Source organism: Acinetobacter terrae (assembly GCF_002135195.1).
GTDB classification, from domain to species: domain Bacteria; phylum Pseudomonadota; class Gammaproteobacteria; order Pseudomonadales; family Moraxellaceae; genus Acinetobacter; species Acinetobacter terrae.
Map to the genome: position 1 here is coordinate 14681 of NZ_NEGF01000009.1, position 16706 is coordinate 31386.

At 41.8% G+C, this 16706-nt stretch carries 14 protein-coding genes; 3 read left to right on the top strand and 11 right to left on the bottom strand.

Features of this window, described 5'->3' with window-relative positions; all coding sequences use genetic code 11:
* Positions 1-89: 89 nt before the first annotated feature.
* The 5 genes from B9T23_RS10680 to B9T23_RS10700 form a co-directional block, all read right to left on the bottom strand.
* On the bottom strand, positions 90-1427 hold the full coding sequence (locus tag B9T23_RS10680; protein ID WP_086194088.1) for a DcaP family trimeric outer membrane transporter: 1338 nt from the start codon (positions 1425-1427) through the stop codon (positions 90-92).
* Between the two features lie 139 nt (positions 1428-1566).
* Positions 1567-3216 (bottom strand): cyclohexanecarboxylate-CoA ligase, encoded by a 1650-nt coding sequence (aliA, locus tag B9T23_RS10685; protein WP_086194089.1) that lies wholly within the window; start codon positions 3214-3216, stop codon positions 1567-1569.
* A gap of 151 nt (positions 3217-3367) precedes the next feature.
* Positions 3368-4525, bottom strand: a complete 1158-nt coding sequence (gene aliB, locus B9T23_RS10690) for a cyclohexanecarboxyl-CoA dehydrogenase (RefSeq protein ID WP_086194090.1) — start codon at positions 4523-4525, stop codon at positions 3368-3370.
* A 12-nt stretch (positions 4526-4537) separates the two neighbouring features.
* Complete coding sequence (gene badI, locus B9T23_RS10695) at positions 4538-5320, bottom strand: 2-ketocyclohexanecarboxyl-CoA hydrolase (protein WP_086194091.1); 783 nt, start codon at positions 5318-5320, stop codon at positions 4538-4540.
* A 62-nt stretch (positions 5321-5382) separates the two neighbouring features.
* A complete protein-coding gene (locus B9T23_RS10700) occupies positions 5383-6150 on the bottom strand; it encodes a glucose 1-dehydrogenase (RefSeq protein WP_067723170.1) in 768 nt (255 codons plus the stop codon).
* A 596-nt stretch (positions 6151-6746) separates the two neighbouring features.
* On the opposite strand from B9T23_RS10700, the gene B9T23_RS10705 reads away from it, so the two are divergent.
* Positions 6747-7229, top strand: a complete 483-nt coding sequence (locus B9T23_RS10705) for a MarR family winged helix-turn-helix transcriptional regulator (RefSeq protein WP_086194092.1) — start codon at positions 6747-6749, stop codon at positions 7227-7229.
* Positions 7230-7643: 414 nt separating this feature from the next.
* Here B9T23_RS10705 and B9T23_RS10710 read toward each other — a convergent pair whose 3' ends face one another.
* The 5 genes from B9T23_RS10710 to B9T23_RS10730 all read right to left on the bottom strand — a co-directional run bounded on the left by B9T23_RS10710 (position 7644) and on the right by B9T23_RS10730 (position 13184).
* Positions 7644-8843 carry an acyl-CoA dehydrogenase gene (locus B9T23_RS10710; protein WP_086194093.1) on the bottom strand — a complete coding sequence of 400 codons (1200 nt, stop codon included), beginning with the start codon at positions 8841-8843 and terminating at the stop codon, positions 7644-7646.
* 31 nt (positions 8844-8874) lie between these two features.
* Entirely contained in the window at positions 8875-10029 is a 1155-nt protein-coding gene (locus B9T23_RS10715) for an acyl-CoA dehydrogenase family protein (protein ID WP_086194094.1), read from the bottom strand.
* Positions 10030-10122: 93 nt separating this feature from the next.
* Complete coding sequence (locus tag B9T23_RS10720) at positions 10123-11055, bottom strand: FAD-binding protein (RefSeq protein ID WP_086194095.1); 933 nt, start codon at positions 11053-11055, stop codon at positions 10123-10125.
* 17 nt (positions 11056-11072) lie between these two features.
* On the bottom strand, positions 11073-11822 hold the full coding sequence (locus tag B9T23_RS10725; protein ID WP_086194096.1) for an electron transfer flavoprotein subunit beta/FixA family protein: 750 nt from the start codon (positions 11820-11822) through the stop codon (positions 11073-11075).
* 51 nt (positions 11823-11873) lie between these two features.
* Positions 11874-13184, bottom strand: coding sequence for an MFS transporter (locus B9T23_RS10730; RefSeq protein ID WP_086194097.1), 1311 nt, complete (start codon positions 13182-13184; stop codon positions 11874-11876).
* Between the two features lie 312 nt (positions 13185-13496).
* Here B9T23_RS10730 and B9T23_RS10735 point away from each other — a divergent pair, with 312 nt between their 5' ends.
* Positions 13497-14267: an enoyl-CoA hydratase/isomerase family protein gene (locus tag B9T23_RS10735; RefSeq protein ID WP_086194098.1), complete on the top strand. Its 771-nt coding sequence runs from the start codon at positions 13497-13499 to the stop codon at positions 14265-14267.
* Between the two features lie 296 nt (positions 14268-14563).
* The gene (locus tag B9T23_RS10740; protein WP_067723180.1) at positions 14564-15268 is read left to right on the top strand and encodes a nitroreductase; all 705 of its coding nucleotides are present in this window, start codon (positions 14564-14566) and stop codon (positions 15266-15268) included.
* 195 nt (positions 15269-15463) lie between these two features.
* On the opposite strand, the gene B9T23_RS10745 is transcribed toward B9T23_RS10740, so the two are convergent.
* Positions 15464-16692 (bottom strand): IS3 family transposase gene (locus B9T23_RS10745; protein WP_407640425.1). Its coding sequence is split into 2 segments (ribosomal slippage): positions 15464-16356 and positions 16356-16692, totalling 1230 coding nucleotides; the frame shifts between segments, so codons are not numbered across the junction.
* Positions 16693-16706 lie beyond the last annotated feature (14 nt).

Below are 16706 nucleotides of genomic sequence, written 5' to 3' on the forward strand. Positions count from 1 at the left end.
AAATTTCCACTGAGGTGTTAGTTTATTTTTTCCAAAATTATATTCTGATCAACCGTTAAATATAATTTCACATAAAATCTAAATAACGTTTAAAAGTCATAAATTGCCGTTAAATTCACACGATTATCAATACCTTTTTGATCATTAAAGGTTTTTCGCTCACCATACATATATTCGATGCCCAAATTAATAGGTTTAACAGGATTATAGAACATATTAATCCAACCCTCTTTTAACTCTTTGTTTTGAGTTGAATCCTTACCATTGCGTACTAAATCGGCAAAACTATTATTATCATTTGCTCTCATATAACCAAACCCTAAGGTAGAACGAATTTTAGGGGTAATCTTCTGTGTTAACCCTAAAGTGACCGTATCAAACTCATTGGGTTTCATCTTATCATTGGCATCGAAGACATAGGCATAATTAGACCAGAGTACATTTTTGGTATCACCTTTGATGTGATTATAATCAAAACGCACTAAAGTATTATCTGTAACCTGATATTTTCCGCCTAATGCAGCACCCCAGGCCAAGAAATCATCATTTCCTTCATGATTGGTGGCTTTTTGCGTTAAAAACACACGCCCTGAAAGTGCAGAACCATTTTCGAATTTATAGTTTAAACGCCCAACAGCAGATGGCAATTTCAGCTTAGCATTGGCATCTGTTTTAAAATCTTGCGTTCCCGATGTCGTTACAGTTTCAGCTTTAGAATCTTCTAAGCTAAATGCAAGATTCATATTTTTATCCACGGGATAGCTGTATTTCACTTGTGGAACCCGCGTTAAAGACCCTCCCACAGATAAAGAGGCATCAACAGTTTCAGGGAAATATTCAACTGCATTGAAGTTTGACCAAGTTTGACCAATTAACCACTCATCATAAGTTAAATATGCATGACGGATACGGAAGGAATCCCGTCCGGCCCCTCCAAAAAAATCCATTTCGACTTTACCACCAACGCTGTGATCACCAATTTTTGGCGTTTTAAAATTAAAACCGAATCGCGTTGCATTTAAGGTACTTTGAAATTTATCCGAATTATTGCCTTCATTTACACTGCCTTCTAAGGGTACAGCACTAATATAGTTATACATGGTGCTTGGCCCTTTGAACTGATAACTCGCATCGGCGCGCACATTTCCATACAATTCAAATTCAGCGCCCCCTTTTGTCACTAGCTGCTTCAGATCACTTTTGAGCACCGATTTTTCTGATGTATTTTCTTTTAATTTTGGCAGTTCGGCAGAAATTTTTTCACTGGCCTGCTTTTGCTGCTGCATTAAAGTCTGCAATTCCTGTACTTGCTGCTGCAGATGAGTGACTTGTTCTTCTAAAGTCATTGCGGCATAGCTTGAGGTCGCCAGCATTAAAATCGATAAACTAAGGGTTGTCTTCGCTAAAAATTTTACATTTTTTGTCATTCTAAAATTCCATTTTGAATAAGGACTTTTCCACATTCCTGTTTAAAATCGTCTTTTTTAATCAGCCTTTCTGTTGATAAATATCAGCAGCGATATTTATCAACGAAAGTTTTTCATTCATTCTTGAACCTAACGCTTTTTATACTTTTGCACTTTGCTGCAACAAGTCACGAAGCTTAAATTTTTGAATTTTGCCTGAAGGCGTCATTGGTATTTCATCCCAGACTTCCAAACGCTCTGGCAAATATTGATTGGCCAGATTATGCACTTTCAAGAAATCAACCAGATCCTTTAACCTAATTGAGTGAGCACCTTCTTTTAGCTTCACAATTGCACAGGCTTTTTCGCCCATTCGTTCGTCTGGATAAGGCACTAAAGCGACTGTGGCAATATCTGGATGTAAATAAATTAATGATTCCACTTCGGCAACTGGAATATTTTCACCGCCCCGAATAATCACATCTTTTTTACGACCCGCAATACGGATATAGCCATGCTCGTCCATATAGGCAATATCACCCGTATCAAACCAATCATCTTCACTGGTTTCATTCAAATGTGGGCGTTTCAGATACCCACCAAAATTCGAACAACTACGAATCATGAGCGTGCCCGATTGATGCGGTGGTAATTCCTCGCCATGATCATCAACAATTTTAACTTTAACACCAGGAAGTGGAATTCCGTCGGTATTAAATGAACGTTCGTCATCATCTTCAGGACAAGTCGTCGTTACCGCCCCACACTCGGTCATTCCCCAAGCTGAAATAACTTTAACACCCATGTTTTGACGTGCTTTTTGCACCAGTGTGCTTGGAATGGGTGCACCCGCACACAGGAATAACTTCAAGCTATCTAAAGATTGGTGGGTATCTAATACCGCTTCAGATAAATCATTTAAAAATGGTGTGGAGGCCATGGTAAATGTAACTTGATGCTTATGAATCAGACCGATGGCAGTATTTACATCCCAAACATCCTGCAATACCGCTTTTGCTTTTAACAGTACCGGCATAATCAAGCCGTACATAAAGCCGGTTTGGTGCGCCATTGGCGAACCCATAAAAATCACATCGTCTTTACTTAAATGTAAACGCTTGGCATACGGTACAATATTGGAAAATAAGGTGTTCGCTGTATGCATTACCCCTTTAGGTTCGCCTGTAGTACCTGAGGTAAACACAAGTTGAGCAATATCGTCAGCAGTGATGGTGACATCATTCAGGGTATTTAAGATTTGCGGGTCATTATCTAGACCGTGATTTAATAATAATTTTTCAAAACTATTCTCACCCTCTCCACCCACTACAACGACGTGCTCTAGGCTTTCAATATTTTTCTGTAATTGATAGGCGAGTTTTTCATGGTCAAACTTACGAAAGACTTTAGGTACGATGAGCACCTTACTTTCGGTATGTTTCAACATAAATGAAAGCTCACGCTCTCTAAAAATTGGCATTAACGGATTAAGTACAGCACCTATACGACGACAAGCGATATACAATAAAGTGAACTCCCACCAATTGGGTAATTGGCAAGATACGATATCTTGTTTTTGAACACCTAAACGCTTCAAACCTAATGAAATTTTATTAGCAGTATGGAGCATTTCCCGATAAGTAAAGCTTTTTTCAGATTGATCTTCTATTTTATAACTGACCAAAGCAACTTTATCCGGGTATTGATATACTGCTTCATTCAATGAATCAAGTATCGTTTTATTTAACCAATACCCTTCTTGTAACATTTTTTCCCTGCGTGGGGGTAAAAGAACCGCATCGAAATCCATTCCATAACTCCAATTTATAATTATCAGATTGTTTTATTTCAAATCACAATATCGACATTAGCCACCAAATCTTAGGTAGAGCTTTGCTATATTGCTCAAATAAACATTTGAGCAATTAGAAATAGGACTTTACATAATTTAGTGGCTCTTATTAGGCTGGGACTGCTTTTCGGCCTGCTTTTTTACGCGCAATAATAGTTTTCATAATTTGTGCGGTACCATCACCAATCTGGAAGCCGAGCACATCGCGCATACGCTGTTCCATCACACCTCGATCATAACCGGCATGACCAAAGGTCAATAAGCATTGGTGAATCACATCATAAGCCAATTTTGGCCCCCACCATTTACACATTCCGGCTTCGGAGGTGTGCGGGAGATGATTATCTTTTAACCATAAGGTTTGCAGGCACAATAATCGTGCTGCTTCCACTTGAGTTTCATACTCGGCCAATGGATGCGAAACCCCTTGAAAGGCTGTTAAGGGCTGACCAAAAGCTTCACGTTGTGCCGCATATTCCCAGGCTTCATCCAGGCTGACACGGGCAACCGCCAGAACCTGTAACCCAATTAGAGCACGTGAAAAGTCAAAGCCTTGCATGACTTGCACGAAACCTTTGTTTTCATCACCTAGACGATGATTGACCGGTACACGCACATTATCAAAGAAAATCGAACCGCGACCAATCGCACGCTGACCATGACAATCAAAACGTGTGGTCGTGATTCCCGGCAAATCCATCGGAACCAAGAGCGCCGTTACGCCATGTGCAGCATCTTCAATTGAACCGGTACGGCCAAACACCACCGAAGCATCGGCCTGATCGGCAGCGGAAATAGAAGTTTTTTCGCCATTTAAAACATACTCATCGCCGTCACGTTCGATTTTTAAACGCAAGTTGGCAGCATCTGAACCGCCACGCGGCTCAGTTAATGCGATCGAAAAGATCGCTTCACCCGCCGTCAATTTTTTCAGCCACGACTCAACCACTTCAGGTTGACCATGTTCCGCCAGAATCTGACCATTCAGGGAAGCCAGTAAGTTGATATAGGAGAAACTTAAATCGGCTTTGGCCACGGCTTCATGAATAATCCCCGCAGCCAGACGCCCCATCCCTTGACCGCCGTACTGTTCAGGAAGTTCCGGTGCAATAAAGCCCATTTCACCCATTTTTTTAACCAGGTCACGATCAAATACTCGACTCTGATCACGCTCTAAAAAACCGGGTGCAATAAATTTTTGGGCAAATTTTTCAGCAGTTTCAGCTAAGAATTCTAAATCTTCGGTGATATAAGGATTTTTTGACATTATTTATGCTCCTTATTTGTAGTACTTACGGAATTCAGGTTGGCGTTTTTCCTTAAGCGCATTTACCCCTTCGCGTGATTCTTCTGTATCGTAATACAATTTCAGTGCATACATGCCCATACCGGCAATTCCTGCCTGATGCGCGGTATCCATATTGAAGCTACGTTTGGCAATCGCGATGGCAGTCGGACTACGCTGACAGATTTCTTCTGCCCAGGCCTGTACTTCCGCATCCAGTTGATCGGCCGGCACACATTTGTTGGCAAGCCCCATTTCAACTGCTTCCTGGCCAGTATAACGACGGCACATATACCAGATTTCACGGGCTTTTTTCTCGCCGACAACGCGAGCTAAATATGCTGTGCCATAACCTGGATCCACAGAACCCATTTTAGGACCCACTTGACCGAAAATCGCTTTATCTGAGCAAATGGTGAGGTCACAAATGGTGGCCAATACATTTCCGCCACCAATGGCATAACCTTGTACGCGTGCAATCACGGGTTTGGGTACATCACGCATCGCAGTGTGTAATTCTTCCATCGGCAATCCAATGGTTCCGCGGCCGTCATAATTACCATCATGCGCAGACTGGTCACCGCCGGTACAGAAAGCACGATCACCGGCACCCGTCATTATAATCGCACCGACTTCACGGTCATAGCCTGCCTTGTTTAAGGCTTTGATTAATTCATCACAGGTGGTGCCACGAAAGGCATTCATTTTTTCTGGGCGGTTGATGGTGATCCAAGCTACACCATTTTTTACTTCATATAAGATATCTTCAAAAATCATTTTTATTACTTCCTGTATTTCTCTATCTGACTTTTATTTTTAATCACTGTGATCTGGTTTGCTTAACCGTTCATGGTTAAACCGCCGGAAACACTCAGCACTTGTCCGGTAATAAAGCTCGCGTCATCACTTAAGAAGAATGCGATTGAAGAAGCGAGGTCTTCTGGTTGACCTAAACGGCCAAGTGGAATAGCGCGTACAAAGGCTTCACGCAGTTTCTCTGGATTTGAAGCACCTTCAGTTACACCTGCAAGTAAAGCGGTATCGGTCGGTCCTGGACAAATCACATTAATTTTGATGTTGTTGCGAGAATGTTCACGGGCCAGTGTTTTAGAAAATGAAACCAGTCCGCCCTTACATGCCGCATAAACCGCTTCACCCGAAGAACCCACACGTGCAGCATCAGAGGCAATATTGACAATACTTCCAGAGTTACGCTCTACCATGCCTTTAAGTACAGCAAAATGCATGTTCAGCATACCCACCAAGTTGATCTGAATCAGTTTATCCCATTCTTGCGGATTGCTTTTTACGAAAGGTTTGAAAATATCCCAGCCTGCGTTATTGACCAAACCGTCTACAGGCCCAAATTCTGCTTCTATTTTCTGTACGGCCTGCTCCACGACATCGCTTTGGGTGATGTCACACTGCACGGCCAAAGCTTGACCATTCTGGTTATTAATCTCGGTAGCCAGTTTTTCTGCGGCTTCAATATTCATATCAAAGATCGCCACTTTGGCGCCTTCTTCAGCCAGACGTCGACACGTTGCAGAACCAATTCCACCTGCACCACCCGTCACGATAATGACCTTATCCTTCAACCCTTTCATCTCTGTCTCCCTACTCTATTTTTATCTAATTTTGGTTGGCTATTGTTCATTTAACGCCTGTAATCACTAAAATAGGATTATAATGTTTTTATGTCAACATATTTACATAAATTAATTTTATAAATTTATTTTATTTAATATTATCAATAATATAATATTTTAAAAAATTAAATACATTGACATATAACCACTTTTAATTTTAGATTTCACTTAAGTTACGGGCTTATTACAGAACAAAGAAATTTTCATGAAAAAGAACCTTGAATTTTTCATCTCGTCAGCCAACCGCTGCCCGAATTAGAATTCATGAAAACCCATCTGGAGTAAGTGGAAAGTAAAACTCTTGATCATGAGGTATTTTAAATTTAATTTTTAAGTGGTTTGATGAGAGTGATATTCCAGGCATACAGAACAGATTCAGTCTGGATATAAGAATGGAATTAAATATTTAAACTTATGATTTTAAATATCAACTATAAAATCATCATATAAATTTTTTAAGGGTTATAGAAAAAAAGGAATTAGTTTTATGATCAATACCTATAAGGTATACTCTTTCTTATTTAAACGCTTTTCTCATGAGGTTGGTCTTTATAATGAGTGATTCTATACCAAGAAATTATGATCAATCCTTATACTCTGCCCACAATAGACTTTTTTTCAGGCTGTTTCAGGTCGGAAATACATTAGACCGACAGTGCTCGAATGAATTGGGTATTTCTCCTGTACATTGGGCCGTGCTTGGTGCTTTGTCTCGACCGCATGTGAAATCAGGAATGTCATTTTCAGATTTGACTGAATATCTTGGAGTGAGTCGTCAGAATTTAGATGCTGTTTTAAAGCGACTAGAACGTGATAGCGTAGTGCAACGTATCATTAATGAAAATGACAGACGTGCAAAAACTGTCGCACTAACTGCCGAAGGTATTAAGGTTTGGGATAAGTTACAAGTTGATTTTTTTAATTTTTATGGACAGGCTTTAAACAAGATTGCTTTTGATGATGTAGTCACTTTGATTCATCTTTTAAACAAAGTAAATGAAGGTCTAAAAAGTATTAAAATTAAAAATGAAATCTGAGATATGTAGTGCAAATTAAAAAATTGGCTATATCTTAATTTAATTTATATTTAAAAAATGAGTCCTTTCTAGGGCTCATTTTTTTAGTTTATTGCAACAGTTTTGTATGGTTTTTCGGGTCATATTGACGATCTTTAATAAAAATCCCCGATCCAGCACCGCCTAAGAAATGTGTGCCAACCCGAATCAAGACACCTAAACCAATGGCATAGGCGACACTTTAACGATAATCATAGAAAAGCACATTGAATCAATTTCTTGAAAACGATATAACAACCTGTCAATCCACAAGAAAACAAAGCATCCATACTTCAAGAGAAAGCTGGTTTAACATAGCTAAACCAGCATATGCGCATGCTAAAAACTTTGAATCAGTGAATGAGACCAATCCAAACATGGTTTATTTTCATTTCATTAATTACAGAATGCAGCAATCCCGGTCTGTGCACGTCCCAGAATCAAGGCATGCACATCATGGGTACCTTCATAGGTGTTCACCACTTCCAGATTGACCAGATGACGTGCCACACCGAACTCATCGCTAATCCCGTTGCCGCCGAGCATGTCACGTGCCAAACGTGCAATATCCAGTGCCTTACCACAGTTATTACGTTTGATCAGTGAAGTCCCTTCAACCGAAGCAATGCCTTCATCTTTCATGCGGCCAAAACGGAGTGCGACTTGTAGACCCAAGGCAATTTCAGTCTGCATGTCTGCCAGTTTCTTTTGAATCAGCTGGTTGGCAGCGAGTGGACGGCCAAACTGTTTACGGTCCATGGTGTATTGGTGTGCGGTATGCCAGCAGAATTCTGCTGCACCCATCGCACCCCAGGCGATGCCGTAACGTGCGCTGTTCAGGCAGGTAAATGGACCTTTTAAACCGCGTACTTCCGGAAAGGCATTTTCTTCAGGAACAAAAACATTGTCCATCACGATTTCACCGGTAATTGAGGCACGCAAGCCGACCTTGCCGTGGATCGCTGGTGCAGATAGCCCTTCCCAGCCTTTTTCCAGAATAAAGCCACGGATCTCCCCGACATTGCCTTCTTTCGATACTTCTTTGGCCCAGACCACAAACACGTCGGCAATCGGGCTGTTGGTAATCCACATTTTCGCACCAGATAAACGATAACCACCGTCTACCTTTTTGGCCCGGCTAATCATGCTGCCTGGATCGGAACCATGATCCGGTTCAGTCAAGCCGAAGCAGCCAATGTATTCACCCGTTGCCAGTTTAGGCAAGTATTTCTGTTTCTGTTCTTCAGAGCCAAATTCATTAATCGGCACCATCACCAGCGAGCTTTGCACACTGGCCATGGAACGATAACCTGAATCGACATATTCAATTTCACGGGCCACCAGACCATAGCTGACATAGTTCAACCCTGCACCACCGTATTGCTCAGGAATGGTGGGGCCTAACAGACCCAACTCGCCCATCTCACGAAAGATGGAAGCATCGGTCTGTTCATGACGGAACTGTTCAAGTACACGAGGCAACAATTTGTCCTGGCAATAGGCATGTGCAGAATCGCGAATCATGCGCTCTTCTTCAGTTAATTGCTGTTCGATTAAAAACGGGTCTTGCCAGTTAAATTTAGTTTTTGAAGTCATGTTTTATATTCCAAAAATTTAGATCGTGTATTTATGCTGTGGCTTGTTTAATCATTTCACGGGCAATAATAATCTGCTGAATTTGAGTGGTGCCTTCATATAAACGGAACAGACGCACATCGCGGTAAAAACGCTCAATCGAATACTCACTGATATAGCCCGCACCGCCATGGATTTGTAAACAGCGATCTGCGACACGACCACACATTTCAGTGGCAAACATTTTTGCGCAAGAGGCTTCCGTCGTCACATTTTGGCCTGCATCACGTAAACGTGCAGCATCCATGACCATACATTTTGCGGCATAGATTTCTGCTTTAGAATCAGCCAACATCCCTTGAATGAGCTGGAAATTTACAATCGCCTGACCAAACTGTTTACGTTCAACGGCATAATTCAGCGCATCTTCCAACATGCGTTCGGCCATGCCGACACTGTATCCAGCAATATGCAAACGGCCTTTATCGAGCACGCGCATAGCGGTTTTGAAGCCAATTCCTTCTTGTCCGCCAATCAACTGATCCTGATGCACGCGGCAATGATCAAAAATCACGTCACAGGTATAAGAACCATGCTGCCCCATTTTTTTATCAATTTTGCCTAAAGATAAACCCGGTGTACCGGCTTCGACTAAAAATGCAGAAATGCCGCTGGCGCCTTTAATCTCTGGATTGGTGCGTGCCATGACAGTAAAAGTCGTCGCACGTGGCGCATTGGTAATGAAGCGCTTGGTTCCGTTTAAAATATAATGATCGCCATCTTTGGTGGCCGTGGTTTTTAATGAGGCTGCATCTGAGCCTGAATCTGGTTCGGTTAAACAGAATGAACCAATATATTCACCGCTGGCATAACGAGGCAAATATTTTTGTTTTTGTTCTTCTGTTCCGTCAATCAGGATACCACTGGAACCAATGCCGTTATTGGTCCCAATCAAAGAGCGGAAAGCGGCTGAGGTTTTACCCAATTCCAGTGCCACTAGAATTTCTTCTTCCATGGTAATGCCCAAACCACCATATTCTTCCGGAATGGTGAGGCCAAATAAACCCAGCTCTTTCATCTGATTCACGATATGTTCAGGAATGGCATTGCTTTCTTCAACCTCGTGTTCTAATGGCACCAGCTCATTTTTTACAAAATTTCGAATCGTTTCTAAAAGCTGTTCAAGCATTTCTGGATCACGAATCATATTGATCTCCGTTTACTGGGTTACGGTAAATTCCTTTACCATTAATTTTTGTTTCGTATTACGAAATAAATATTTTGAATACAAAGTTTTAGATCATATGTTTGAAACGAGTTCTGGAACTACAGTGTTCAAGTCACCCACTAACCAGTAGTCAGCAACCGCATTGATTGGCGCTTCTTCATCCTTGTTGATCGCAACGATCACTTTAGAATCTTTCATCCCCGCCAAATGCTGGATCGCACCAGAAATACCGACAGCGATGTACAGGTCAGGTGCAACGATCTTACCTGTTTGACCGACTTGCATGTCGTTAGGAACGAAGCCGGCATCCACTGCAGCACGTGAAGCACCTTGAGCAGCGCCCAACTTGTCCGCCAATGGATCAAGGATTGTGTGATAGTTTTCACCTGAACCCACACCACGACCACCAGAAACAACAATACGCGCAGCTGTAAGTTCTGGACGTTCAGATTTAACAATCTCTTCAGAAATAAACGTAGAGATGCCCGCATCTTGAACGTCGCTTAGCGCTTCCACTGCCGCAGAACCGCCTGTCATCGCCACAGGATCAAACGCCGTACCACGAACAGTGGCAACCACAACAGATTCAGCAGATTCAACCGTTGCAATGGCGTTACCTGCATAGATTGGACGTTTGAAAGTTTTAGGGCTTTCAACAGCAATGATGTCAGTGATCATGCTGACGTCTAAAAGTGCAGCAGCGCGTGGCAATACGTTTTTACCATTTGAGGTAGATGCAGCCAGGATATGGCTATAATCTTTGCCTAACTCGGCAACGAGTTTAGCCACATTTTCAGCCAACTGGTGTGCATAAGCCGCGTTGTCAGCAAGCAATACCTTGCTGACACCCGCAACTTGAGCCGCCTGGTCAGCAACGGCCTGAGCGCCAGAACCCGCAACCAATACAGTGATATCACCACCGATTTTTTGAGCTGCAGCAACAACGTTTAAAGTTGCACCGTTTAGTGCTTTATTGTCGTGCTCAGCGATAACTAAAATACTCATGATATTATCCTTCTGTATTAGATCACTTTCGCTTCGTTTTTAAGTTTTGCAACAAGCTCGTCAACAGATTTCACTTGTACGCCAGCTTTACGTTCTGCTGGTGGCTCAACTTTCACTGTTTTAAGTTTAGTGGTCGCTGAAACGCCATAATCTGCAGGTGACTTCACATCCAGCGGTTTTTTACGCGCTTTCATGATGTTTGGCAGAGCTGCATAACGTGGCTCGTTCAAACGTAAGTCCGTGGTGATAATGGCAGGAAGGTTCAATTCAACCGTTTGTAAACCACCATCCACTTCACGAGTCACCTGAACTTTATCGCCAGCAACATTCACGACAGAAGCAAATGTACCTTGACCAGCGCCCAGTAAAGCAGCCAGCATCTGACCCACCTGATTCGAGTCGTCATCAATCGCTTGTTTACCGAGCAGGATCAGTTCTGGTTTTTCTTGTTCTACAATGCCTTTCAAGATTTTAGCCACTTCAAGTGCACCAATCTCGTCAGCAGTTTCTACCAGGATCCCGCGGTCAGCACCCAACGCCATAGCAGAACGGATTTGTTCTTGCGCTTCTTTAGGACCGATAGAAACCACAACGATTTCTGAAACTGTTCCTTTTTCTTTTAAACGAACCGCTTCTTCCACTGCGATTTCACAGAATGGGTTGATCGACATTTTAAAGTTAGTCAGGTCTACCCAACTATTGTCCGGTTTAACGCGAACTTTAACGTTGGCATCAACCACACGTTTTACAGCAACAAGTGTTTTCATACATTTCCTTCATTTTACCCTGCAACCCAATATCTATTTCTGACTTAAGACTTAAGGCGAGCTTGAACGTTGATGATTAATAAGCGACAAGGCAACTGCACCAATTAATCCGGCCAAAGCAATCACCATAAAATTTTGTTGAATAGGTAAATTTAACGACACAATCAAACCAATTAATAATGGTGCGCCAATTGCTCCCAAGCGTCCCACGCCAGAGGCCATACCAATTCCTGTTGAACGAATAATACTTGGATAAAATTGTCCACAATAAGAATAGGCAACAATTTGTGCACCCGTTGTACATGCACCTACAATAGCAATGGTGAAATACAGCATATTGATTGACATTGGCAACGTCATTAAATACAGGAATACGCTCCCTAAGCTATACATGATGACCAGAACCCATTTAATGTGGAAACGGTCTGCCAACCACCCCCCACCTATCGCCCCAATAATTGCGCCCACATTCAAAGCGATCACAAAAGTAAGGGCTGAGCCAAGAGAGTAACCGGACATTGCCATCAATTTGGTTAACCATGTACTTAAAGCATAGACCATGAATAAACAGGTGAAAAATGCGACCCAGAACATCAGCGTACTAAAGGCACGTCCATCACTAAATAACAGTCCAATAGAGGGCTTAGTACTGTTTATATTGGTCTCATTCACAAATTTTGTGTCACTATTGATTTGAAGATGAGGCGCAATCTGCGCTACAAGACTTCTCAATTCGCTTTCTTTATTCTTTTTAGTTAAATAGCTGAGTGACTCTGGCATTGACTTCCAGATAAAGGGGATTAAAACGACTGGAATGGCCGCAGCATAAAAAACAACTTGCCAACCAAACTCGACAATAAACTGCTTACCTAAAACTGCTGCTAAAATACCACCTACCGCATAACCTGAAAACATTAATGACGTCATCACGGTCCGTATTTTTTTAGGTGAATACTCCGTCATTTGGGCAACGACATTCGGCATTACCCCGCCAATCCCCAAACCTGCAATAAAACGGATAATACTAAAAGTAACAGGATCTTCAGCTAAACCCGCTACCGCAGTAAAGACACTAAATAAAAAAACACATATTACAATGGTTAAGCGACGACCAATTTTATCGGCCAAACCGCCAAAAAACATTGCACCAAACATCATTCCAAATAGTGCAGAACTCATCATAAATCCAGCAGTTGAAGCACTTACTCCCATTTGTTCCATAATTGAAGGTAAGGCTGCGCCAGAAACCGAAATGTCATAACCATCTAAAATGATAATCACTAAACACCAGATCAACACCTTCGCATGGAAACGGTTAAACTTTGCTTCGGTTACCGTTTTTTGCATATCCACATGCTGCATACATCAACTCCTTGATCGTTTTAATTGTTCTGAATCTACGAATTTTAAAATCGCTTTTCCTTATTCTAAATCGCGATATCACTCATTGTTCGATGCGCTAAATTTAAAATCCCTTGCACTCTTTTCTGCTTTTCACTAGCGATTGACAGATTAATTTAGGTGTAAATTTATGTCAATACATTTACATATCTTTTTATTAAAAATAAATAAATTCAATTACTTATATTTGTTTTTTTAAAAATTAAATATATGTATTGACATATATTAAATAAAATTTATTCTTTTAAATACATCAAACCAAGGAACTGGCGCATGAGTGCAGAACTAAAATATCAAGACAATATCGCGATCATTACCTTAAAGCGTCCAGCAGCAAGAAATGCGCTGAATACAGAAATGATTGCCAAACTGCAAGAATTCATCGCAGAAATTGCTCCCCTCAACTTACGCGCTGCAATTTTTACAGGTGATGGTCATAAAGCATTTTGCGCAGGTGCCGATATTACAGAACTACAGAACAAAACCCCTGCAGCGCATTTAAATACAATACAAATCGGGCAAAGCTTATTTGAGCAAATTAATCAATTAAAATTCCCTACGCTTGCCTGTATCAATGGTGCGGTTTTAGGCGGTGGTTTAGAACTGGCCATGGCATGTACCTTTCGAATTTGCAGTCCAAGCGCGCGCCTGGGATTACCTGAAATTAAACTAGGGCTAATTCCCGGATATGGCGGTACACAGCGCTTGCCTCGCCTCGTCGGGCAGACCAAAGCACTGGAGTTAATTATCAGTGGAAAAATTATTACGGCAGAAGAAGCACTTCATATTGGACTGATTAACCGTATTCTAGACTTGAGTGATCCCATTCAAATCGGTCGTCAATATTTGGATGAGTTCGGGTTGCAATTCCCAGCTGCCATTCAACATGCAATGAAAGCCGTTCAGACAGCCTCTGAACTGGATATTCAGGCCGGTTTGGCTTTAGAAGCAGAATTATTTGTCAATGTCAGCCAGACAGCCGATGCAGCAGAGGGAATTCAGGCTTTTCTAGAAAAACGGCCTGCACACTTTATTCAAAAATAATACCGATAGATGAAAGCGAGAATGGAGTCTGGCTTGAATAAAAACCAATTTAATGAAGATAAGAACAGTCTGGAATTTCGTCCGTACCTAGGCCAGTGCTGGGTGCAGGTTCCTGCCCGGATCTCAAGTATTGGCATGTCATTTTAGATCGGGCTGAATATATAGACATAAGCCAAAGCTTAAATGGCCTTCAAATGGCTGAAGTAAGATAGTACAGTACAGCGTTGTTATTGCTATTTTTTCAGGATGATCTCTGGATTTTAAAATACTCAACATCAACCCTAAAAGGAATTCATATGCATCAAGAACAACAAAATCTGGTGGATCAGGCGATTACTTCCAGACACTCCGTTCGCGCTTTTTCCAGCACCCCAGTGGAAACCCAACTGATTAAAGACATTTTAACTGTTGCCAGCCGTGCACCCTCAGGTAACAATATTCAACCCTGGAAAGTCTATGTCGTCACTGGGAAAAAGCGTCAAGAGTTAACTCGGCAGGTCTGCCAGGCACAAATTGAGTTATTCAATCATCCTGAACAAGCGCACCGCTATCAAGAACCATTTAAATATTATCCTGAGCAATGGACTTCGCCTTTTATTGAGCGCCGCCGCGAAAATGGCTGGGGGCTGTATGGCCTACTTGATATTCAAAAAGGTGAACAAGAAAAAATGCAAGCTCAGCATCTGCGTAATTATCAATTATTTGATGCACCTGTCGGCCTATTTTTTACCCTGCATACATCATTAGCCACAGGCTCAAAAATGGATATTTCAATGATGATTCAAAATGTGATGATTGCAGCCAAAGCGCGAGGTTTAGATACTTGCCCGCAGGCGGCATGGAATCCGTTTTCTTCGCTTATCTCTGACATTTTAAATATACCGCACGATGAAGAACTGGTCTGCAGCATTGCCTTGGGTTATGCTGACCTCACTCAGCGTGTAAACAGCTTTCATACTTCACGCTTGCCAGTCGAAGACTTTGCCATTTTCTATGAATGAAATATGGATATATAAACAAACTCTCCAGTATCATCACTTTCATCATTTTTTAGAAATAAAGGCCCCCAAATACGAGTATCATCACTTTGAATTGGCTTTAAATTCATCTTTTAAGACCTCATCAATTGAAGTGGGAAGCTTTTCTGAGACTTTAGATTCTTTTGTTAATGTATTAGCCCCCATAAAAACGGACAGTTAACTCGCTAATTTTAGCGATAGAAACTCCCGAGGGGATTTCATTTTTAATCCACTATATGGATGATTGCAATTGTAATCTTCTATCCATACCGGCAAAGCGTTAAGCACGGTTGCAGCATCAGGCATATCATTCAAATAGACGTAATCCCGTTTAAATGTCTTTACAAATGCTTCCCCCATCCCATTGCTCTGTGGACTTCTGATTGGTGTGGTACAGATCCGAAAGCCAAGCGCATGTGCAAATTGCCGTGTCGATTTCGCAATATAACAACTGCCATTATCTGTCAGCCATTCAATTGGATGAGGCAAATAACTGACTGCACCAAAGCGTTTTTCCATGCTCTGTACAAGTACATCACACACCATGTCACTACTGATGCCAGTAGTTGTTGCAAGATAACTCATGACTTCCCGATCACAGCAATCCAGACTAAAGATCGCCCGTACTTTCTCGCCATTCCAACACTTGATCTCAAAGCCATCCGAACACCAGCGGCTGTTTGATACAAATACTTCAACTCGACCATCATGTGTCCGATCATTCTTTAATGGCTCAGCTCGCATGATAAGTAACTGATTCTGCTTCATTATCTGGTAAATACGTTTAGGATTTACCCGAGCAAGTTTCATCACATGCTGTTTTAGACGACGATTTAAATGTGCTGTAACACGCCTATATCCATTGCTAGGCAGTTGATCACAGATCTCCCGAATGATTGGCAATAAAACCATATCATCTGCCTTGCAGTATCTTAAACGAGAAACAGGTTCCGGCTGCTTCATTCGCCGATAGAGATTTGATCTCGACACACCCAAGGTCTGGGCTATTTGTTGAGTTGGGTATCGTCGGGTGGTAATAAGGGCATGTGCGATATGTACTTTTTTGTCTGGGCAATCTCTAAAGCATCTTTGAGAATTTCAGCTTCTACAGTTTTGCGGCCCAGCATTTGCTCTAGCTGTTTAACCTTTTTCAACAGAGCATTATAGTCAGACACACTGACGACCTGATCATTGGCTTCCACGGCAGTTACTCCACCATCTTGCATAAGTCTTTTCCATTTAAACAGCAAACTTGGAGAGATGCCATACTGTCTGGCAATAGAAGAAACGGATGAACCTGGTTGCATGGTCATGGCAACAAACTGGGCTTTCTCTTGACCGGAATAACGTCGACGACGCTGAACTGATGTAATAACGTAAGCATCCGCTGAACACACCTTATGAATTCATCCTATAAGCC